At 63.8% G+C, this 19,275-nt stretch carries 19 protein-coding genes; 10 read left to right on the top strand and 9 right to left on the bottom strand.

Annotation, left to right across the window (positions count from 1 at the left end):
• Window positions 1-195 precede the first annotated feature (195 nt).
• From CAG00_RS14740 to CAG00_RS14765, 6 genes are all read right to left on the bottom strand, one after another.
• Window positions 196-606: a SufE family protein gene (locus CAG00_RS14740; RefSeq protein WP_085664589.1), complete on the bottom strand. Its 411-nt coding sequence runs from the start codon at window positions 604-606 to the stop codon at window positions 196-198.
• Window positions 603-1,808: a cysteine desulfurase gene (locus CAG00_RS14745; protein WP_085664590.1), complete on the bottom strand. Its 1,206-nt coding sequence runs from the start codon at window positions 1,806-1,808 to the stop codon at window positions 603-605. Before CAG00_RS14745 ends, CAG00_RS14740 begins: the two co-directional genes overlap by 4 nt.
• Before the next feature lie 120 nt (window positions 1,809-1,928).
• Entirely contained in the window at window positions 1,929-2,963 is a 1,035-nt protein-coding gene (gene dapD, locus CAG00_RS14750; protein ID WP_025337969.1) for a 2,3,4,5-tetrahydropyridine-2,6-dicarboxylate N-succinyltransferase, read from the bottom strand.
• A gap of 30 nt (window positions 2,964-2,993) precedes the next feature.
• The gene (locus CAG00_RS14755; protein WP_075043977.1) at window positions 2,994-3,341 is read right to left on the bottom strand and encodes an ArsC family reductase; all 348 of its coding nucleotides are present in this window, start codon (window positions 3,339-3,341) and stop codon (window positions 2,994-2,996) included.
• A gap of 126 nt (window positions 3,342-3,467) precedes the next feature.
• Window positions 3,468-3,767, bottom strand: coding sequence for a type II toxin-antitoxin system antitoxin GraA (graA, locus tag CAG00_RS14760; RefSeq protein ID WP_004375387.1), 300 nt, complete (start codon window positions 3,765-3,767; stop codon window positions 3,468-3,470).
• Window positions 3,768-3,775: 8 nt separating this feature from the next.
• Window positions 3,776-4,054, bottom strand: a complete 279-nt coding sequence (locus CAG00_RS14765; RefSeq protein WP_082810539.1) for a type II toxin-antitoxin system RelE/ParE family toxin — start codon at window positions 4,052-4,054, stop codon at window positions 3,776-3,778.
• Between the two features lie 248 nt (window positions 4,055-4,302).
• Between CAG00_RS14765 and CAG00_RS14770 the strand changes: the two genes are divergently transcribed.
• Window positions 4,303-5,949: a Na+/H+ antiporter gene (locus CAG00_RS14770; protein ID WP_085664591.1), complete on the top strand. Its 1,647-nt coding sequence runs from the start codon at window positions 4,303-4,305 to the stop codon at window positions 5,947-5,949.
• Between the two features lie 151 nt (window positions 5,950-6,100).
• Here the strand turns inward: CAG00_RS14770 and dapC are convergent, their stop codons facing one another.
• The 3 genes from dapC to map are packed head-to-tail and all read right to left on the bottom strand — an operon-like array spanning window position 6,101 to window position 10,855.
• A complete protein-coding gene (gene dapC / locus CAG00_RS14775) occupies window positions 6,101-7,297 on the bottom strand; it encodes a succinyldiaminopimelate transaminase (protein ID WP_085664592.1) in 1,197 nt (398 codons plus the stop codon).
• Window positions 7,298-7,327: 30 nt separating this feature from the next.
• The gene (locus tag CAG00_RS14780) at window positions 7,328-10,030 is read right to left on the bottom strand and encodes a [protein-PII] uridylyltransferase (protein WP_085664593.1); all 2,703 of its coding nucleotides are present in this window, start codon (window positions 10,028-10,030) and stop codon (window positions 7,328-7,330) included.
• A gap of 42 nt (window positions 10,031-10,072) precedes the next feature.
• The gene (map, locus tag CAG00_RS14785; RefSeq protein WP_025337973.1) at window positions 10,073-10,855 is read right to left on the bottom strand and encodes a type I methionyl aminopeptidase; all 783 of its coding nucleotides are present in this window, start codon (window positions 10,853-10,855) and stop codon (window positions 10,073-10,075) included.
• Between the two features lie 346 nt (window positions 10,856-11,201).
• Between map and rpsB the strand changes: the two genes are divergently transcribed.
• The 9 genes from rpsB to CAG00_RS14830 form a co-directional block, all read left to right on the top strand.
• Window positions 11,202-11,939 carry a 30S ribosomal protein S2 gene (rpsB, locus tag CAG00_RS14790; RefSeq protein WP_003252287.1) on the top strand — a complete coding sequence of 246 codons (738 nt, stop codon included), beginning with the start codon at window positions 11,202-11,204 and terminating at the stop codon, window positions 11,937-11,939.
• A gap of 186 nt (window positions 11,940-12,125) precedes the next feature.
• Entirely contained in the window at window positions 12,126-12,989 is an 864-nt protein-coding gene (gene tsf / locus CAG00_RS14795; protein WP_075043981.1) for a translation elongation factor Ts, read from the top strand.
• A gap of 180 nt (window positions 12,990-13,169) precedes the next feature.
• The gene (gene pyrH / locus CAG00_RS14800; protein ID WP_003252294.1) at window positions 13,170-13,913 is read left to right on the top strand and encodes a UMP kinase; all 744 of its coding nucleotides are present in this window, start codon (window positions 13,170-13,172) and stop codon (window positions 13,911-13,913) included.
• Window positions 13,910-14,467, top strand: a complete 558-nt coding sequence (frr, locus tag CAG00_RS14805; protein WP_025337974.1) for a ribosome recycling factor — start codon at window positions 13,910-13,912, stop codon at window positions 14,465-14,467. The genes pyrH and frr overlap by 4 nt, the downstream gene beginning before the upstream one ends.
• 15 nt (window positions 14,468-14,482) lie before the next feature.
• Entirely contained in the window at window positions 14,483-15,238 is a 756-nt protein-coding gene (gene uppS, locus CAG00_RS14810; RefSeq protein ID WP_015269194.1) for a polyprenyl diphosphate synthase, read from the top strand.
• A complete protein-coding gene (locus tag CAG00_RS14815) occupies window positions 15,238-16,053 on the top strand; it encodes a phosphatidate cytidylyltransferase (RefSeq protein ID WP_013971253.1) in 816 nt (271 codons plus the stop codon). Before uppS ends, CAG00_RS14815 begins: the two co-directional genes overlap by 1 nt.
• Entirely contained in the window at window positions 16,050-17,240 is a 1,191-nt protein-coding gene (ispC, locus tag CAG00_RS14820; RefSeq protein ID WP_085587678.1) for a 1-deoxy-D-xylulose-5-phosphate reductoisomerase, read from the top strand. The genes CAG00_RS14815 and ispC overlap by 4 nt, the downstream gene beginning before the upstream one ends.
• A gap of 71 nt (window positions 17,241-17,311) precedes the next feature.
• Window positions 17,312-18,664, top strand: a complete 1,353-nt coding sequence (rseP, locus tag CAG00_RS14825; protein WP_085587702.1) for an RIP metalloprotease RseP — start codon at window positions 17,312-17,314, stop codon at window positions 18,662-18,664.
• A 74-nt stretch (window positions 18,665-18,738) separates the two neighbouring features.
• A partial coding sequence (locus CAG00_RS14830) for a POTRA domain-containing protein (RefSeq protein WP_305880048.1) occupies window positions 18,739-19,275 on the top strand: 537 nt, incomplete at its 3' end.

Consider the following 19,275-nt stretch of genomic DNA (forward strand, 5'->3'; position numbering starts at 1 on the left):
GGTCCTTGTAGGAGCGGCCTTGTGTCGCGAAAGGGGCGCGTAGCGGCCCCAGGTTCCCAGTTCCACCACAGAGATTGATGGGGCCGCTTTGCGGCCCTTTCGCGACACAAGGCCGCTCCTACAGGTACAGCGCCAGCCAAAACGCCCCGCGATACCTGTGGGAGCGGGCGAGCCCGCGAAGAGGCCAGCACCGATTCAACGGTTGGACGCCAGCTCCGACATCCGCTGCAACACCGCATGCAGCCCATTGCTGCGCGACGGCGAAAGCTGGCGCTCCAGGCCCAGCTGAGTGAACCACTCACGCAGATCGAGCCCGGCGAGTTCTTCACTGGCCAATCCCTGCACCCGCACCAGCAACAACGCCAGCAGCCCACGCAACAGGCGTGCATCGCTGCTGGCCTTGAACCGCCACAGGCCCTCGACCTGCTCGGCCACCAGCCATACCAGGCTTTCGCAGCCATGCACCCGGTTGGCCTCGGTCTTTTCAATGTCCGCCAGCGGTTCCAGCCGGTCGCCCCATTGCATTAGCAGCCGCGCACGCTGTTCCCAGCCCTTGCCCTGCTCGAAAGCTTCCAGCGCCTGGCGAGCCTGATCCGGCAGGGTCATCGCAACAGCTCCAGGCCTTGATCCAGCGCCGCGAAGAAACGCTGCAAGTCATCGCTGTCGTTATACAGCCCCAATGACACGCGGATTGCGCCCTCCAGGCCCAGGCCCTGCAGCAGCGGCATGGCACAGTGGTGCCCGGCACGCACGGCAATGCCTTGCTCGGTCAGCAGGTGGGCGATGTCGGCGTTGTGCACGCCGTCGATGACGAAACTGGCAAGGGCCGCCTGTGGCGTGCCCAGGATGCGCACGCCATCGCGGTCCGCCAGGCCGCGCAGCAGGTACTGGTGCAGGCTGGTTTCATGGGCTTCGAGCGCCTGGGCATCGAGGCTGGCCAGGTAGTCCAGGGTTGCACCCAGGCCGATCACCCCGGCGATCGGCGGCGTGCCTGCCTCGAACCCCAGTGGTGCCGGGCGGAAGCTGGCGCTGTGGTATTCGGCCAGTTGCACCATCTCGCCACCGAACTGCCAGTGGTGCAGCAGTTCCAGCGCCTGGCTGCGGCCGTACAGCACACCGACGCCTTCCGGGCCGTACAGCTTGTGGCTGGAGAACACATAGAAGTCGCAGCCAAGCTGTTGCACATCATGGCGGCCATGCACCACACCCTGGGCACCGTCGACCACGGTCAGCGCGCCTTGGGAGCGGGCATGGGCCAGCAGCGCCGGCAGCGGCTGCCAGGTACCCAGTACGTTGGACAGCTGGCTCACCGCCAGCACCCGGGTGCGCGGGCCGATCAGTTGCAGCGCCTGGTCCAGGTCGATGCGGCCATGGGCATCCAGCGGCAGCACCACCAGGCGCAGGTTGCGCCGGCGCGCCAGCTGTTGCCAGGGCAGCAGGTTGGCATGGTGCTCCAGGGCACTGACGGCAATTTCGTCACCGGCCTCGAAGCGGTGTTCCAGGCCATAGGCCAGCAGGTTCAGCGCCGAAGTGGCACCGTGGGTGAAGATGATCTGCCGCGAGTCTGCCGCATTGAGCCAGGCGGCAACCTTGTCGCGGCTGGTTTCGAAGGCCTGGGTCGCCAGTGCGCCGGGCAAGTGCTGGGCACGGTGCACGTTGGCTGCGCCATGGCCGTAGTAATGGCTCAGGGCATCGAGCAGGGCTTGCGGCTTCTGGGTAGTGGCGGCGCTGTCCAGGTAGGTCTGGTGCTGCCGTTGCAGGGCGGCGATGGCGGGAAAATCGGCACGCCAGGGGGAGGGCTGAAACATGGTCGCGGGGCCTGGAATGAAAATCGGGTCTGGCGTGGTGCCAGACCCGATCTTAACATTTCAAACGCTGAGAATCCGCTGTTCGCGAGCAAGCTAGCTCCGGCAGCGGTTGAAGGGTTCTCAGTTGTGCGCGTGCAGCGCCTCGTTCAGCTCGATGGCCGACTTGTGGGTCTTGCACTCCACCGCGCCGTTCAGCGAGTTGCGGCGGAACAGCAGGTCGGTCTGGCCGGCCAGGTCGCGGGCCTTGACCACTTTGACCAGCTGGTTGTTCTCGTCCAGCAGGTTCACCTTGGTACCGGCGGTGATGTACAGGCCGGCTTCGACGGTGTTGCGGTCGCCCAGCGGAATGCCGATACCGGCATTGGCGCCGATCAGGCAGCCTTCGCCAACCTTGATGACGATGTTGCCGCCACCGGACAGGGTGCCCATGGTCGAGCAGCCGCCGCCCAGGTCCGAGCCCTTGCCGACGAATACGCCAGCGGAAACGCGGCCTTCGATCATGCCCGGGCCTTCGGTGCCAGCGTTAAAGTTGACGAAGCCTTCGTGCATGATGGTGGTGCCTTCGCCGATGTAGGCGCCCAGGCGCACGCGGGCGGTGTCGGCGATACGCACGCCGGCCGGGACCACGTAGTCGGTCATTTTCGGGAACTTGTCCACCGAGAACACTTCCAGCAGCTCGCCCTTCAGGCGCGCCTCCAGTTGCAGTTCGGCGAGTTCGGCCAGGTCGACCGCGCCCTGGTTGGTCCAGGCCACGTTCGGCAGCAGTGGGAAGATGCCGGCCAGGCTCACGCCGTGCGGCTTGACCAGGCGGTGCGACAGCAGGTGCAGCTTGAGGTAGGCCTCTGGGGTCGAGGTCAGCGCGGCGTCTTCGGCCAGCAGGGTGGCGACCAGCGGCTTGTGGCTTTCGGCCAGGCGGGTCAGCAGGGCGGCCTGGGCGGCATCCACGCCTTTCACGGCTTCGGCCAGTTGCGCGGCCTGGGCGTTGCTGAAGGCGATGGCCTGGTTGCCACCTTGGTAACCGAGAACAGGGGCTACTGCAGCGACCAGTTCGGCGCTCGGGTTGAGCAGCGGTTGTGCGTAGAACACTTCCAGCCAGGCGCCCTGGCGGTTCTGGGAGCCGACACCGAAGGCCAGGCTGAACAGGGTATTGGACATGTGATTACCTCGTGCGAAATAGGGTAGGGCTCAGGCCAGGGCAGCGGCGTACAGGTCGGGCTTGAAGCCGACCAGGGTACGCGCGCCAAGGTCGAGCACCGGGCGCTTGATCATCGACGGCTGGGCCAGCATCAGCTCGACGGCCTTGGCCTGGTCGAGGTCGGCCTTGCTGGCGTCGTCCAGCTTGCGGAAGGTGGTGCCGGCACGGTTGAGGATGACTTCCCAGCCGTGTTCGTCGCACCAGCGGTTCAGGCTGTCACGGTCGATGCCTTGGGTTTTGTAGTCGTGGAATTCGTAGGCGATGGCCTGGTCTTCGAGCCAGGTACGTGCCTTTTTCATGGTGTCACAGGCTTTGATGCCGTAGAGCGTGTAGGTCATTGTGTGCATTGGGGATCACAGGTTGCCCCAATCTCTCCGTTTTCCGATTTCAGTCGCGGGATTATGCGGGAACGATCCTCGCGGCGCCACGCCCGTGGTGCCCATGTTTACTGATCAAGGTATGTCTCAAGCGACCAGGCGCTGTACCGAACCGATGATCTCATCACCGTGTTGCTGTTCGGCGGTGCGCAGATCGAAGGCGGTCTGCAGGTTGAGCCAGAACTCGGGGGTGGTGTCCAGGCAGATGGACAGGCGCAGCGCCATGTCGGCGGAAACACCGCCCCGTTCACGCAGGATGTTGTTGACGGTTGGCGTGGCAACGCCTAGCGCCCGGGCCAGTGCCGCGGCGCTGAAACCCATTTCTTTCTGGAAGTCCTCACGCAGGACTTCTCCGGGATGAATCGGACGCATACCGTTCTTGAGCATGATGCACCTCAGTGGTAATCGACAATTTCAACGTTAATCGGCCCGTTGTCGGTCCAGATAAAGCACAGGCGCCATTGGTCATTGACACGGATACTGTGCTGGCCTGCACGGTTGCCGCTCAATGCCTCGAGACGGTTGCCAGGTGGCGACCGAAGGTCTCGCAGCTCTGTTGCGGCATCGAGCATGGCCAGTTTGCGTTCCGCAACTGACTTGATATCTGACCAACGCCGTGTCTTTCCATGAGTAAAAAGTGCTTCCGTGTCGGCACAGCTAAAGCTTCGAATCATGAGGCTGAATGCTTAACGTTATTCGTTAAGGTTGATTATACGACGGGATTCCAGCAATTCAAGCCTGATTAGCGCACGATGCTCGCCAACGTCAGTTACGATTGCTGGGTATCATCATGTTACATATTCATCCGCCACCTGCGACTATCGTGCAGCGGCCCCGAATCGCCCACCGCCACTAACATATTGTTTCAATGGCGATGTTTCGCCCTGTTGTCGTTTCTGGTTCACAAAGGAAGCTTTCCCGGATGCAGTCCGCCTACACCGTCCTCATCCTGCTGACGCTGGTCAGCGTGTCGAAGCTGGTCGGCCGCATGATTCCGCTGCCCTTGCCGCTGGTACAGATCGCCGCTGGTGCCTTGCTCGCTTGGCCGACACTGGGCCTGCATGTGGCACTGGACCCCGAGCTGTTCCTGTTCCTGTTCCTGCCACCGTTGCTGTTCGCCGACGGCTGGCGCATTCCCAAGCGTGAGTTGTGGCGCATTCGTGGGCCGGTGGTGGCGTTGGCCGTGGGCCTGGTGCTGTTTACCGTGGTTGGGGCCGGTTACTTCATTCACTGGCTGCTGCCGAGCATCCCGCTGTCCGTGGCCTTCGCCCTGGCCGCAGTGTTGTCGCCAACCGACGCCGTGGCGGTTTCGGCCATTACCCAGGACCGCCTGCCCACCCCGCTGATGCACATGCTCCAGGGCGAGGCCCTGATGAACGATGCCTCGGGCCTGGTGACCTTCAAGTTCGCCCTGGCGGCGGCGATCACCGGGGTGTTCTCGCTGACCGACGCAAGCTTCAGCTTCGTACTGGTCGCCCTGGGCGGCCTGGCGGTGGGCGTGGCCCTGAGCTGGCTGATCGGCCGCCTGCGTGCCTGGATGATCGCCCGCGGCTGGGACGACCCGGCCACCCACGTGGTGTTCATGTTGCTGCTGCCGTTCGCTGCCTACGTGCTGGCCGAGCGCCTGGGCGTGTCGGGCATCCTTTCGGCGGTAGCGGCTGGCATGATGCAGAGCTGGCTCGACCTGCTGCCACGGCAGACCAGCACGCGCCTGCTCAACCGCAGCGTGTGGTCACTGCTGGAGTTCGCTTTCAACGGCCTGATCTTCCTGCTGCTGGGCCTGCAGTTGCCGGACATCATCAAGGCCGTGGTCAGCCATGAACCCACCGTCTGGCCGACCCTGGCCTGGCGCTGCCTGGACGTGGTGGCGATCTTTGTGGCGCTGATCTTGCTGCGGTTCATCTGGGTCCAGAGCATCTGGCGCTCGATCGGTGTGGTACGCCGCTGGCGCGGCAAGCCGGCGCTGGTGCTGATGCCCACGGCGCGCTCCTGCTGGTTGCTGACCCTGGGTGGTGTGCGCGGTGCGGTCACCCTGGCCGGTGTGATGTCGATCCCGTTGCTGATGGGAGCAGGCAAGGCCTTCCCGGAGCGTGACCTGCTGATCTTCATTGCGGCCGGGGTGATCCTGCTGTCGTTGATCAGTGCCTGTATCGCGTTGCCGCTGTTGCTGCGCGGGGTGACCAAGAGCCCGGACGAGCGCTTGCACCAGGAGGTGCAGGAGGCCTGGCGACGCACGGCCGAGGCGGCGATCCATGCGCTGGAGGCAGAGGAAGTGATCGACAGCAATGCGCCGCAGGATGCCGCGCAGGCGACCCTGGCGACCGAGTTGAAGGCGCGCTTGATGGCGGAATACCGCGATGAGCTGGATAGCTACAACGACAGTGCCGAGGCCAAGGCGCTGGCCGAGCAGATGGACCTGCTGGAGCGGCGTTTGCGCTTGCGGGCGCTGCGGGCGCAGCGGCTGGAGCTGTATGAGCTGCATCGCCAGCATCTGGTGGGGGATGAAGTGGTGCGGCAGGTGCTGGGTGAGCTGGATATGAGTGAAGCGAACCTAGGGTCAGTCAGGTAGACCGCAGGGGGCCGCTTTGCGGCCCTGTGGGAGCGGGTTTACCCGCGAATCAGGCGATGCGGTGCATGGCACCGGCTGTGCCGGTGTTCGCGGGTAAACCCGCTCCTACAGGTACTGCACAACACTCGAGAGTTGTACGGCCCCTGTCGAATCAGCGGTTTTGCAGGAACTCGCGAATCCGCTCCGCCGCCTCGATGCACTCGGCCAGCGGTGCAACCAGTGCCATGCGCACGCGCCCGGCGCCCGGGTTCACGCCATCCACTTCGCGCGACAGGTACGACCCCGGCACCACCGTCACATGCTGGGCCTCGAACAGGTCGCGGGTGAACTCGGCATCGCCGCCGGGTACCTTGGCCCACAGGTAGAAGCTGCCATCCGGTCGCTGCACGTCCAGCACCGGCTGCAGGATATCCAGCACGGCATCGTACTTGGCGCGGTACTGGTCGCGGTTCTCGCGCACATGCGCCTCGTCCTGCCAGGCAGCGATGCTGGCCAGCTGGGTTTGTACCGGCATGGCGCAACCGTGATAGGTACGGTACAGCAGGAACGGCTTGATGATCTCGGCGTCACCGGCGACGAAGCCCGAGCGCAGGCCCGGCAGGTTGGAGCGCTTGGACAGGCTGTGGAATACCACGCAGCGCTTGAAGTCGTTGCGGCCCAGTTCCGCACAGGCAGTCAGCAGGCCTGGTGGCGGGGCATCCTCGTCGAAGTACAGCTCGCTGTAGCACTCGTCGGCGGCAATCACGAAGTCGTGCTCGTCGGCCAGGGCAATCAGCTTCTTCAGGGTGTCCATCGGCACCAGTGCGCCGGTGGGGTTGCCCGGCGAGCACAGGAACAGGATCTGGCAACGCTTCCACACTTCAGCCGGCACGGCGTCGAAGTCGGGGTTGAAACCGTTGCTTTCCAGGCACGGCAGGTAGTGCGGGGTGGCACCGGCCAGCAGCGCTGCGCCTTCGTAGATCTGGTAGAACGGGTTGGGGCTGACCACCAGGCCGTCATCGGCGCGGTTGACCACGGCCTGGGTGAAGGCGAACAGCGCTTCACGGGTACCGTTGACCGGCAGGATGTGGCGGTCGGCATCCAGCCATCCGGCCGGTACGCCGAAGCGCCGCTCGCACCACTGGCCGATGGCCTGGCGCAGGGCGGGCAGGCCGATGGTGCTCGGGTACACCGCCAGCTTGTCGAGGTTGTCGGCCATGGCCTGGGCGACGAACGCCGGCGATTCGTGCTTCGGCTCACCGATCGACAGGGCGATGGCGCGCTTGTCCGCCGCAGGTGCAACGCTGCCCAGCAGGGCGCGAAGTTTCTCGAACGGGTAGGGCTGAAGCTGGGTCAAGGCATGGTTCATCGGCGCAAGGTCTCGTCAATCGTCTAGTCGTTAAAAGGTCACGCGGGTGGGGCTGGCATCGCTGGCCTGGCCGGCCTGCAGCTGCTGGACGATGGCCTCCTGCAGTCGGCTGCACAGCTGTGGGTCGGACAGCGGCTGGTTGTCGGCATCGGTGATGAAGAACACGTCTTCCACCCGCTCGCCAAGGGTGGCGATCTTGGCGTTCTGCAGCGACAGGTCGAACTCCAGGAAGATTCGCCCCAGCCGGGCCAGCAGGCCTGGGCGGTCGGGCGCGGTGATTTCGAGGATGGTCACCGGCCGCTGGGCATCGTTGAGGATGGTCACCTGTGGCGGGAAGTCGAAGTGCTTGAGCTGGCGCGGTACCCGGCGCTGGATGATGGTCGGGTAGTCCTCGGGGTTGCGCAGCGCTTCGGTCAGGCCGTCGCGAATCTGCTTGACCCGCTGCGGGTTGTCGCCGATCGAGCCGCCGTCGTTGTCCAGCACGATGTAGGTGTCGAGGGTGAACTGGCTGCTCGAGGTGATGATTCGCGCGTCATGAATGTTCAGGTTCAGCTGCGACATGGCCGCCACCGTCACGGCGAAGAAGTCGTGCTGGTCGGGGGCATAGATGAAGATCTGCGTGCCACCCTCGAACTCGCGCTGGGTGGTTTCCTTGATCAGCACCAGCGGCCCGCCATCGGCCGGCTGCTGGAGGATCGCGTCACTGTGCCAGGCCACGTCGGCGGCGGTGTGCTTGAGGAAGTAGTCATCGCCCAGCTGCGACCACAGCTGCTCGACGTCGTCCGGGTCGGTGCCTTCGCGCACCAGGATATCCAGCGCCGCCGATTGGGTCTGGCGAATCTGCTCCTCGCGGTCCAGCGGGTTTTCCAGGCCACGGCGCAGGGCGCGCTTGGTCTCGGTGTACAGCTGGCGCAGCAGGCTGGCGCGCCAAGAATTCCACAGACTGGGGTTGGTGGCGTTGATATCGGCCACGGTCAGCACGTACAGGTAGTCCAGGCGTGTCTCGTCGCCCACGTGCAGGGCAAAATCGTTGATCACCTGAGGGTCGGACAGGTCCTTGCGCTGGGCGGTGGTCGACATCACCAGGTGGTTCTGCACCAGCCAGACGATCAGCCGGCTGTCCCAGGCCGGCAACTGGTGGCGCTCGCAGAACTTCTGCGCATCCACGGCGCCCAGCTCGGAATGGTCGCCCTGGCGGCCCTTGCCGATGTCGTGGTACAGGCCGGCCAGGTAGATCAGTTCGGGCTTGGGCAGGCGGCCCATGAGCTTGCTGGCCAGCGGGAATTTCTCGGACACCGGCGTGTATTGCAGCTTGCGCAGGTGCTTGATGAGGTTGAGGGTGTGCGCATCGACCGTATAGATGTGGAACAGGTCGTGCTGCATCTGCCCGACGATCAGGCCGAACTCCGGCAGGTAGCGGCCGAGGATGCCGTAGCGGTTCATCCGCCGCAGGTTGCGGTGGATGCCGATTTCGCACTTGAACAGCTCGATGAACAGGCTGGTGTTGCGGATATCGGTGCGGAAGGTATCGTCGATCAGGTGCCGGTGCTCGCGCAGCAGCCGCACGGTATCGGCGCGTACGCCCTTGATCTCGGGGTGCTGGGCCATCAGCACGAAGATTTCCAGCATGGCGAACGGCGTGCGCTTGAACACGTTCGGCCTGGCCGCTTCTATGTAGCCGTCATGCAGGCGGAAGCGCGCGTTCAGCGGCTGGGTGGTGCCGCTGTCGTCATCGGCGAGGATGACCTCCTCGAAGTGCTGGATGATCAGGTCGCACAGCTGGCTGATGCTCATCACCACCCGGTAGTACTGCTGCATGAACTGCTCGATCGCCCGCTTGGGGTTGTCGTCGCTGTAGCCCAGCAGCGCGGCGATGCTGCGCTGGTGGTCGAACAGCAGGCGGTCCTCGGCGCGCCCGGCCAGCATGTGCAAGGCGTAGCGCACCCTCCACAGGAAGTCCTGGGACGAGGCCAGCAGTTCGTTCTCGCTTTCCAGCAGGAAACCCTCGCCGGCCAGTGCGTGCAGATTGAGGGTGCCGTACTGGCGGCGGGCCACCCACAGCACTGTCTGGATGTCGCGCAGGCCGCCGGGTGAACCTTTCACATTGGGTTCGAGGTTGTACTCGGTGTCGTTGTACTTGTGGTGGCGGGCCTTGAGTTCGGCTCGCTTGGCCAGGAAGAAGTCCTTGCTCGGCCACATGTGCGCAGTGCTGGTCACCTCCAGCATGCGCTGGCGCAGGGCCTCGGGGCCGGCAATGGTGCGGCTTTCCATCAGGTTGGTGATGACCGTCAGGTCGGCACGGGCCTGCTCGGCGCACTCGTCGACGGTGCGCACGCTCTGGCCCACTTCCAGGCCGATGTCCCACAGCAGGGTGAGAAACCGCTCGATGGCATCGCGATACTGCTCGTGTTCGGCAGCACCCAGCAGGATCAGCAGGTCGATGTCCGAATGCGGGTGCAGCTCACCGCGCCCGTAGCCACCCACCGCGACCAGGGCGATGCCGCTCTGGTCGCCCCAGTCGAACTGGTTCCAGGCCTGTTGCAGGATGTTGTCGACGAGCCAGGCGCGGGCCTCGATCAGTGGGCGGATTTCGCAGCCACTGCGGAAACGCTTGTCGAGCACCTCGCCGGCCTGGCGGATGGCTTTCTTGAAGGCGGCGATGGGGCTCGCCTTGAGGGCCAGTTCCGCCTGGAACTGGCCGCGGTCGAACAGCTCGGGGTCCACCTGGGGCATCGCGTCACGTTCCTGTCGTGGGGGTGGCCTGTGGGAGTGCGGTCAGGCCGAGGTGCGCGGGATGGTGTCGTCCTTGCGCAGGGTGAAGATCTCGTAGCCGGTCGCGGTCACCACCAGGGTGTGCTCCCACTGGGCCGAGAGCTTGCGGTCCTTGGTGATGGCGGTCCAGCCGTCGCCCAGCACCTTGGTGTCGGCCTTGCCCTGGTTGATCATCGGCTCGATGGTGAAGGTCATGCCTTCCTTCAGCTCCATGCCGGTGCCAGCGCGGCCGTAGTGCAGGATCTGCGGCTCTTCGTGGAACACCTTGCCAATGCCGTGGCCGCAGAACTCGCGCACCACCGAGAAGCCGTTCTTTTCAGCGTGCTTCTGGATCACTTCGCCGATGTCGCCCAGGCGGCAGCCCGGCTTGACCAGTTCGATGGCCTTGTACATGCACTCCTGGGTGACCTTGGACAGGCGCTCGGCCCATACCGGCACGGTGCCGACGTGGAACATGCGGCTGGTGTCGCCGTGGTAGCCGTCCTTGATCACGGTGACGTCGATGTTCAGCGTGTCACCGTCCTTGAGCGGCTTGTCGTTGGGGATGCCGTGGCAGACCACATGGTTGATCGAGGTGCAGATCGACTTCGGGTAGCCCTTGTAGTTGAGCGGTGCCGGGATGGCCTGCTGGACGTTGACGATGTAGTCGTGGCACAGGCGGTCCAGCTCTTCGGTGGTGACACCGGGCTTGACGTGTTCCTCGATCATTTCCAGCACGTCGGCGGCCAGGCGGCCAGCGATGCGCATCTTCTCGATGTCTTCTGCGGTCTTGATGGTGACGGTCATTACAGGCTCTCTACAGCGCCGCATGCGGCGCGAACAAACGGGAAAGGCCGGATTCTAGCAGAGCAGGGCGCCGATCGGTCGGGATAAAGGCGGCCATGCTGCTGTCTACAGCTGGCATTCTGGCGCGAAAGCCGGGGTGCTGCAAAAACCGCTGACGGACGCAACAGTATCCGGGTTCCGTTCGGCCGCGGTCTGTGGTATAAAATGCGCCGCTTTCGGGGACGACCCCGTCAGCACTTAACCCACACACGTGTCGACACGATGACCTGGGTGCCCCGAGTTGCAGAATTCGCGGGTTGGTCATTGGGATACGTGGAGGCCCAACCCGACTTATCAAGGAACTATCATGTCCCAAGTCAACATGCGCGATATGCTGAAGGCCGGTGTGCACTTCGGCCACCAGACCCGTTACTGGAACCCGAAAATGGGCAAGTACATTTTCGGCGCGCGTAACAAGATCCACATCGTCAACCTGGAAAAAACCCTGCCAATGTTCAACGACGCTCTGTCGTTCGTAGAGCGCCTGGCCCAGGGCAAGAACAAGATCCTGTTCGTCGGCACCAAGCGTTCCGCCGGCAAGATCGTCGCCGAGCAAGCTGCTCGTTGCGGTTCGCCGTACGTTGACCACCGTTGGTTGGGCGGCATGCTGACCAACTACAAGACCATCCGCGCTTCGATCAAGCGTCTGCGCGACCTGGAAACCCAGGCCGAAGACGGCACTTTCGCCAAGCTGACCAAGAAAGAAGCCCTGATGCGCTCCCGCGACCTGGAAAAACTGGATCGCAGCCTGGGCGGCATCAAGGACATGGGCGGTCTGCCAGACGCTCTGTTCGTTATCGACGTTGATCACGAGCGCATCGCGATCACCGAAGCCAACAAGCTGGGCATCCCGGTTATCGGCGTTGTCGATACCAACAGCAGCCCGGAAGGTGTTGACTACATCATCCCAGGTAACGATGACGCCATCCGCGCTATCGAGCTGTACATGACTTCGATGGCTGACGCAGTCATCCGCGGCCGTAACAACGTTGCCGGCGGCACCGAAGTTTACGCTGAAGAAGCGGCTGCACCTGCTGCCGAGTAATTAGACGCTAGCGTCGACTTGGCACGCAAAAAGGGGGCTCTGCCCCCTTTTTGCCACCTTGAAATCCTGCTGTCAGCATCGGCCCCGCATCATGGGCTCGCTGAGATAAACACAGCGGATTTGCAGAATTGAACGCCCGTGACGAACGGGTGGAATGGTTGAAAAACTTTCCAAGAGGATTTTGAAATGGCAGCAATTACTGCAGCGCTGGTCAAAGAACTGCGCGAGCGTACCGGCGAAGGCATGATGGATTGCAAGAAGGCCCTGGAAAAGGCCGGCGGCGACATCGAAAAAGCCATTGACGACATGCGTGCCTCGGGCGCCATCAAGGCCGCCAAAAAGGCTGGCAACGTCGCTGCTGAAGGCGCTATCGCCGTCAAGACCGACGGTAAATCCGCCGTCCTGCTGGAAGTGAACTCGCAGACCGACTTCCTGGCCCTGCAAGACGACTTCAAGAACTTCGTTGCCGAGAGCATCGAAGAAGCCTTCGCCCAGAAGCTGACCGACGCTGCTCCGCTGATCGCCTCGCGTGAAGCTGCTCGTGAAGCCCTGGTTGCCAAGTGCGGCGAGAACGTCAACATCCGTCGCCTGGTGCGCGTTGAAGGTGACGTTGTCGGTGCCTACCTGCACGGCAACAAGATCGGCGCTGCCGTTGTCCTGAAAGGCGGCGACGTCGATCTGGCCAAGAACATCGCCATGCACGTTGCAGCTTCGAACCCTGAGTTCCTGCTGCCGTCGGAAGTATCGGCCGAAGCCATCGAGCGCGAGAAGGGCGTCTTCCTGCAGCTGAACGCTGACAAGATCGCCGGCAAGCCGGAAAACATCGTCGAGAACATGATCAAAGGTCGTATCTCGAAGTTCCTGGCCGAAGCCTCGCTGGTCGAGCAAGCCTTCGTCATGAACCCGGAAGTCAAGGTTGGCGAGCTGGCCAAGAAAGCCGGTGCTGAAATCGTTTCCTTCACCTACTTCAAAGTAGGCGAAGGCATCGAGAAGCCAGTCGACGACTTCGCTGCTGAAGTTGCCGCTCAGGTAGCTGCTGCCAAGCAGTAAGACAGCCCCGTCTGTCGCCCCGAAGAGGCTGCCCGCTCACGCGCGCAGCCTCTTTGTCAAAACGGCGAAGGGTTTATAAAACCTGCCGCCGCTGGCACCAAAACGGTGCCACGCTACAGTTAGCAGGCTGCAAACAGCCCGCACGAATTTTCTAAAAGTACGCCGCAGGAGAGACTCGCAATGGCTCAGCAGGTGAGTGGTCGCCAACCTCGCTATAAACGCATTTTGCTCAAACTTAGCGGCGAGGCCCTGATGGGCTCGGAAGACTTCGGGATCGACCCGAAAGTGCTGGATCGCATGGCCCTCGAAGTTGGCCAGCTGGTAGGGATCGGTGTCCAGGTCGGCCTGGTGATCGGTGGTGGCAACCTGTTCCGCGGTGCCGCGCTCAGCGCAGCCGGCATGGACCGCGTCACCGGTGACCACATGGGCATGCTGGCCACCGTGATGAACGGCCTGGCCATGCGCGACGCGCTGGAGCGCTCGAACATCCCGGCCCTGGTCATGTCGGCCATTTCCATGGTCGGTGTCACCGATCATTACGATCGTCGCAAAGCTATTCGCCACCTCAACTCCGGGGATGTGGTAATTTTCTCCGCCGGTACCGGCAACCCGTTCTTCACCACCGACTCCGCGGCCTGTCTGCGCGCCATCGAAATCGATGCCGACGTTGTGCTGAAAGCGACCAAGGTCGATGGTGTGTACACTGCCGATCCATTCAAGGACCCGCATGCCGAGAAGTTCGATCACCTGACCTACGACGAGGTCCTGGATCGCAAGCTGGGTGTGATGGACCTGACCGCAATCTGCCTGTGCCGTGACCACAAGATGCCATTGCGGGTATTCAACATGAACAAGCCTGGCGCCCTGCTGAACATCGTGGTGGGTGGCGCTGAAGGTACTCTGATCGAGGAAGGCCAAGCATGATCAACGACATCAAGAAAGACGCGCAGGAGCGCATGACCAAGTCCCTCGAGGCCCTGGCCCGCAACCTGGCGGCAATCCGCACCGGTCGCGCCCACCCGAGCATCCTGGACAGCGTCAAGGTCCCGGCCTGGGGCAGCGAGATGCCGCTGAACCAGGTGGCCGCGATCACCGTCGAAGATGCCCGCACCCTGAAGATCGTCGCGCACGACAAGAACCTTAGTGCTGCCATCGAAAAGGCCATCCTCACCTCCGACCTGGGCCTGAACCCGTCCAGCGCCGGCACCACCATCCGTGTGCCGATGCCGGCCCTGACCGAGGAAACCCGCAAGGGCTATACCAAGCAGGCCAGCGGCGTTGCCGAGGATGCCAAGGTAGCCGTGCGCAACGTGCGCCGTGACGCCCTGGCCGACCTGAAGAAGCTGACCAAGGACAAGGAAATCAGCGAAGACGAAGAGCGTCGTGCCGCTGACGAAATCCAGAAACTGACCGACAAGTACGTTGCCGAAGTCGATGCCGCCTTCAAAGCCAAGGAAAAGGACCTGATGGCCGTCTAAGGCCGGGGTTTTTTAATGGAAAAGACCAAGCCAGCGGCGCCGTCCTCGGTGCCGCGTCATGTCGCGATCATCATGGATGGCAACAACCGCTGGGCGAAAAAGCGCCTGTTGCCCGGCGTTGCCGGGCACAAGGCGGGTGTCGACGCCGTTCGCGCGGTCATCGAAGTCTGTGCCGAGTCCGGGGTCGAGGTGCTGACCCTGTTCGCCTTCTCCAGTGAGAACTGGCAGCGTCCCGCCGAAGAGGTCGGTGCGCTGATGGAGCTGTTCTTCTCGGCCCTGCGCCGCGAGGCCAAGCGCCTCAACGAGAACAACATCAGCCTGCGTATCATCGGTGACCGTTCGCGTTTCCATCCCGAGCTGCAAGCCGCCATGCGCGAGGCCGAGGCGCTGACCGCCGGCAACAACCGCTTCATTCTGCAGATCGCGGCCAACTACGGTGGCCAGTGGGACATCGCCCAGGCCGCCCAGCGGCTGGCGCGGGAAGTGCAAGCCGGGCACCTGCGCCCGGAAGACATCACCCCGGGCCTGCTGCAGACCTGCCTGGCAACCGGCGAGCTGCCGCTGCCGGACCTGTGCATCCGCACTGGTGGCGAGCACCGCATCAGCAACTTCCTGTTGTGGCAGCTGGCCTACGCCGAGCTGTATTTCTCCGACCTGTACTGGCCGGACTTCAAACACGAGGCCATGCGCAACGCCCTGGCCGATTTCGCTTCGCGCCAGCGCCGCTTCGGTAAGACCAGCGAGCAGGTCGAGGCTGGAGCTCGTGCTTAATGCTTAAACAACGCATCATTACCGCGCTGATCCTGCTGCCGATCGCGCTGGGTGGCTTCTTCCTGCTCAATGGTGGGGATTTCGCCCTGTTCATCGGCTTCGTGGTGACCCTCGGCGCCTGGGAGTGGGCGCGCCTGGCCGGGCTCATGGCCCAGCCACTGCGCATCGCCTATGCCGTGGTCGTCGCCGGAGCGCTGATGTTGCTGTACATCCTTCCGGAGCTGGCGCCTTGGGTGCTGGGCGCTGCGGTGATCTGGTGGGGGTTGGCCACCTGGCTGGTGCTTACCTACCCGCGCAGCAGCGAGCTGTGGGCCAGTGCCGCCTGCCGGTTGCTGATCGGCCTGCTGGTATTGCTGCCGGCCTGGCAGGGGTTGGTGCTGCTCAAGCACTGGCCGCTGGGTAACTGGCTGATCCTGTCGGTCATGGTGTTGGTGTGGGCTGCCGATATTGGCGCGTACTTCTCCGGCCGTGCCTTCGGCAAGCGCAAGCTGGCGCCTCAGGTCAGCCCTGGCAAGAGCTGGGAAGGCGTGTATGGCGGCCTGGCGGTCAGCCTGGTGATCACCCTGGTGGTCGGTATCAGCCGCGACTGGGGCTTCGGCCAGATCCTGCTGGGCCTGCTGAGTGCCGCGCTGGTGGTCATGTCTTCGGTGGTCGGTGACCTGACCGAAAGCATGTTCAAGCGCCGTTCCGGCATCAAGGACAGCAGCAACCTGTTGCCCGGCCATGGTGGGGTGCTCGACCGCATCGACAGCCTGACTGCGGCGATCCCGATTTTCGCCGTGCTGCTGTGGGCTGCCGAATGGGGTGTTATGTGAGCCGCCCGCAGCGTATTACCGTGCTCGGGGCCACCGGCTCCATCGGCCTGAGCACGCTGGATGTCATCGCGCGTCATCCCGACCGCTACCAGGTGTTCGCCCTGAGTGGCTATTCGCGTATCGACGAATTGCAGGCCCTGTGCGTGCGCCATCGCCCGGCATTCGCCGTGGTGCCGAGTGCCGAGGCGGCCGCGCGACTGCGCGAAAGCCTGGTAGCGGCGGGCTGCGCCACCGAGGTGCTGGAAGGCGAGGCCGGGCTGTGCCAGGTGGCTTCTGCGTCGGAAGTGGACGCAGTGATGGCGGCCATCGTCGGCGCCGCCGGCCTGCGCCCCACCCTGGCGGCGGTCGAGGCGGGCAAGAAGGTGTTGCTGGCCAACAAGGAGGCGCTGGTGATGTCCGGCGCGCTGTTCATGGAGGCGGTGCGGCGCAGTGGCGCCGTGCTGCTGCCGATCGACAGCGAGCACAATGCGATCTTCCAGTGCATGCCCGGCGACTACGCGCGCGGCCTGAGTGCCGTCGGCGTACGCCGGATCCTGCTCACCGCCTCCGGTGGCCCGTTCCGCGAGACCCCCGTCGAGGCGCTGCTGGATGTCACCCCGGAACAGGCCTGCGCGCACCCCAACTGGTCCATGGGGCGCAAGATTTCCGTGGATTCGGCCAGCATGATGAACAAGGGCCTGGAGCTGATCGAGGCCTGCTGGTTGTTCGATGCCGCACCGGCCAAGGTCGAGGTGGTGGTGCACCCGCAGAGCGTGATCCACTCCCTGGTGGATTATGTCGACGGTTCGGTGCTGGCGCAGTTGGGTAACCCGGACATGCGCACACCCATTGCCAACGCCCTGGCCTGGCCCGAGCGGATCGATTCCGGGGTGGCACCGCTGGACCTGTTCGCCATCGCCCGTCTGGATTTCCAGGCGCCCGACGAACAGCGCTTCCCTTGCCTGCGCCTGGCGCGGCAGGCTGCCGAGGCCGGCAACAGCGCACCGGCCGTGCTCAATGCGGCCAACGAGGTTGCGGTCGAGGCATTTCTCCAGCGGCGTATCCGCTTCCCGGAGATCGCGGGTATGATCGAACAGGTGCTCGATCAGGAGCCCGTCGTACCGCTGCCGTCGCTGGACGCGGTGTTCGCCGCCGACCAGCGTGCCCGGGAGCTTTCCCGTGAGTGGCTGAGGCGTCACGGTCGCTGATGCAGGCCCGCCACGGTTCACGAGGGGGCTGGGCATGATGCCAGCCCGCTGAACATCATTCGGAGATGGATATGACAGCGCTCTACATGATTATCGGCACCCTCGTAGCCTTGGGTGTACTGGTCACTTTCCATGAATTTGGCCACTTCTGGGTGGCACGCCGCTGCGGTGTCAAGGTGCTGCGCTTCTCGGTGGGCTTCGGCACGCCGCTGCTGCGCTGGCATGACCGCCATGGCACCGAATTCGTGGTCGCTGCGATCCCGCTGGGTGGTTACGTCAAGATGCTCGACGAGCGCGAGGGTGACGTGCCGCCGGCGCTGATCGAGCAGTCGTTCAACCGCAAGTCCGTGCGCCAGCGCATCGCGATCGTCGCGGCGGGCCCGGTTGCCAACTTCCTGCTGGCCATCCTGTTCTTCTGGGTGCTGGCGATGCTGGGTACCCAGCAGATCCGCCCGGTGATCGGTGCGGTCGATGCGGGCAGCCTGGCAGCATCGGCAGGCCTGACCGCAGGTCAGGAAATCGTCTCCATCGACGGCAAGCCGACCAATGGTTGGTCTGCAGTCAACCTGCAACTGGTTCGCCGCCTGGGCGAGAGCGGCACCCTGCAGGTTGGCGTGCGTGAAGAGGGCGCCAGCGCCGAGCGCCAGCTACAGGTGAAGTTGGACAGCTGGCTCAAGGGTGCCGACGAGCCGGACCCGATCCAGTCCCTTGGGCTGCACCCTTGGCGCCCGGCGATCGTGCCGGTGTTGGCCGAGATCGATCCGAAGGGGCCGGCTGCCGCTGCTGGCCTGAAAACCGGTGACAAGCTGCTGGCCCTCGATGGCGTGGCAGTGAGCGAATGGCAGCAGGTGGTCGATGCCGTGCGGGCCCGCCCGCAAGCCAAGGTTGTGGTGCGTGTCGAGCGCGATGGTGCTGCGCTGGACGTCCCGGTCACCCTGGCGCGCAAGGGCGAGGGCAAGGCGGCCGGCGGCTATCTTGGCGCCGGGGTAAAAGGTGGCGAATGGCCTGCCAACATGCTCCGCGAAGTCAGCTACGGCCCGCTGGATGCGGTGGGTGAGGGCTTGTCACGCACCTGGAACATGAGCGTCCTGACCCTTGAATCGCTGAAGAAAATGCTGTTCGGGGAGCTCTCGGTAAAAAACTTGAGCGGACCGATAACCATTGCTAAAGTGGCGGGCGCTTCAGCCCAGTCCGGCGTGGGGGATTTCCTGAATTTCCTGGCCTACCTGAGCATAAGCCTGGGGGTTCTTAACCTGCTGCCCATCCCGGTTCTGGATGGGGGGCATTTGCTGTTTTACCTGGTCGAGTGGGCGCGCGGTCGTCCGCTGTCGGATCGGGTGCAAGGTTGGGGGGTCCAGATCGGTATCAGTTTGGTCATAGGGGTGATGTTGCTCGCCCTGATCAACGATCTGGGTCGACTATAAAGCTTCGCTCAATTGCGAAACCTGCCGTCTTGTCGCGGCGGGCTGTTTATTGCCAGTTGGAATAAAAGGACTTCATGAAACGTCTGCTGCTAACTGCGGTCATGTCCGCACTGATGATCGCTGAAGTTCACGCCGAGTCCTTCACCATCTCCGATATCCGCGTCAACGGCCTGCAGCGGGTTTCCGCCGGCAGTGTCTTCGGTGCCTTGCCGCTGAACGTCGGCGACCAGGCCGATGACCGCCGACTGGTGGAGTCGACCCGTTCCCTGTTCAAGACCGGCTTCTTCCAGGACATCCAGCTGAACCGCGATGGCAATGTCCTGATCATCAACGTGGTCGAGCGCCCGTCGGTGTCGAGCATCGAGATCGAAGGCAACAAGGCCATCAGCACCGAAGACCTGATGAAGGGCCTGAAGCAATCCGGCCTGGCCGAAGGCGAGATCTTCCAGCGTGCCACCCTCGAAGGTGTGCGTAACGAACTGCAGCGCCAGTACGTGGCCCAGGGCCGCTACTCGGCCGAGGTCGACGCCGAGGTGGTGCCGCAGCCGCGCAACCGTGTGGCACTGAAGATCAAGATCAACGAAGGCACCGTCGCCGCCATCCAGCACATC

This window comes from Pseudomonas sp. B5(2017) (assembly GCF_002112825.1).
Taxonomy (GTDB): Bacteria; Pseudomonadota; Gammaproteobacteria; order Pseudomonadales; family Pseudomonadaceae; genus Aquipseudomonas; species Aquipseudomonas putida_Z.

Bases quoted from the DNA above. Each gene is read 5' to 3' on its own strand.
- CAG00_RS14815 (WP_013971253.1), top strand. From the start codon at position 15,238: ATGCTTAAACAACGCATCATTACCGCGCTGATCCTGCTGCCGATCGCG.
- CAG00_RS14770 (WP_085664591.1), top strand. From the start codon at position 4,303: ATGCAGTCCGCCTACACCGTCCTCATCCTGCTGACGCTGGTCAGCGTG.
- CAG00_RS14765 (WP_082810539.1), bottom strand. From the start codon at position 4,054: ATGATTCGAAGCTTTAGCTGTGCCGACACGGAAGCACTTTTTACTCAT.
- graA (WP_004375387.1), bottom strand. From the start codon at position 3,767: ATGCTCAAGAACGGTATGCGTCCGATTCATCCCGGAGAAGTCCTGCGT.
- rseP (WP_085587702.1), top strand. From the start codon at position 17,312: ATGACAGCGCTCTACATGATTATCGGCACCCTCGTAGCCTTGGGTGTA.
- tsf (WP_075043981.1), top strand. From the start codon at position 12,126: ATGGCAGCAATTACTGCAGCGCTGGTCAAAGAACTGCGCGAGCGTACC.
- frr (WP_025337974.1), top strand. From the start codon at position 13,910: ATGATCAACGACATCAAGAAAGACGCGCAGGAGCGCATGACCAAGTCC.
- dapD (WP_025337969.1), bottom strand. From the start codon at position 2,963: ATGTCCAATACCCTGTTCAGCCTGGCCTTCGGTGTCGGCTCCCAGAAC.
- pyrH (WP_003252294.1), top strand. From the start codon at position 13,170: ATGGCTCAGCAGGTGAGTGGTCGCCAACCTCGCTATAAACGCATTTTG.
- CAG00_RS14745 (WP_085664590.1), bottom strand. From the start codon at position 1,808: ATGTTTCAGCCCTCCCCCTGGCGTGCCGATTTTCCCGCCATCGCCGCC.
- dapC (WP_085664592.1), bottom strand. From the start codon at position 7,297: ATGAACCATGCCTTGACCCAGCTTCAGCCCTACCCGTTCGAGAAACTT.
- CAG00_RS14740 (WP_085664589.1), bottom strand. From the start codon at position 606: ATGACCCTGCCGGATCAGGCTCGCCAGGCGCTGGAAGCTTTCGAGCAG.
- map (WP_025337973.1), bottom strand. From the start codon at position 10,855: ATGACCGTCACCATCAAGACCGCAGAAGACATCGAGAAGATGCGCATC.
- CAG00_RS14755 (WP_075043977.1), bottom strand. From the start codon at position 3,341: ATGACCTACACGCTCTACGGCATCAAAGCCTGTGACACCATGAAAAAG.
- uppS (WP_015269194.1), top strand. From the start codon at position 14,483: ATGGAAAAGACCAAGCCAGCGGCGCCGTCCTCGGTGCCGCGTCATGTC.
- rpsB (WP_003252287.1), top strand. From the start codon at position 11,202: ATGTCCCAAGTCAACATGCGCGATATGCTGAAGGCCGGTGTGCACTTC.
- CAG00_RS14780 (WP_085664593.1), bottom strand. From the start codon at position 10,030: ATGCCCCAGGTGGACCCCGAGCTGTTCGACCGCGGCCAGTTCCAGGCG.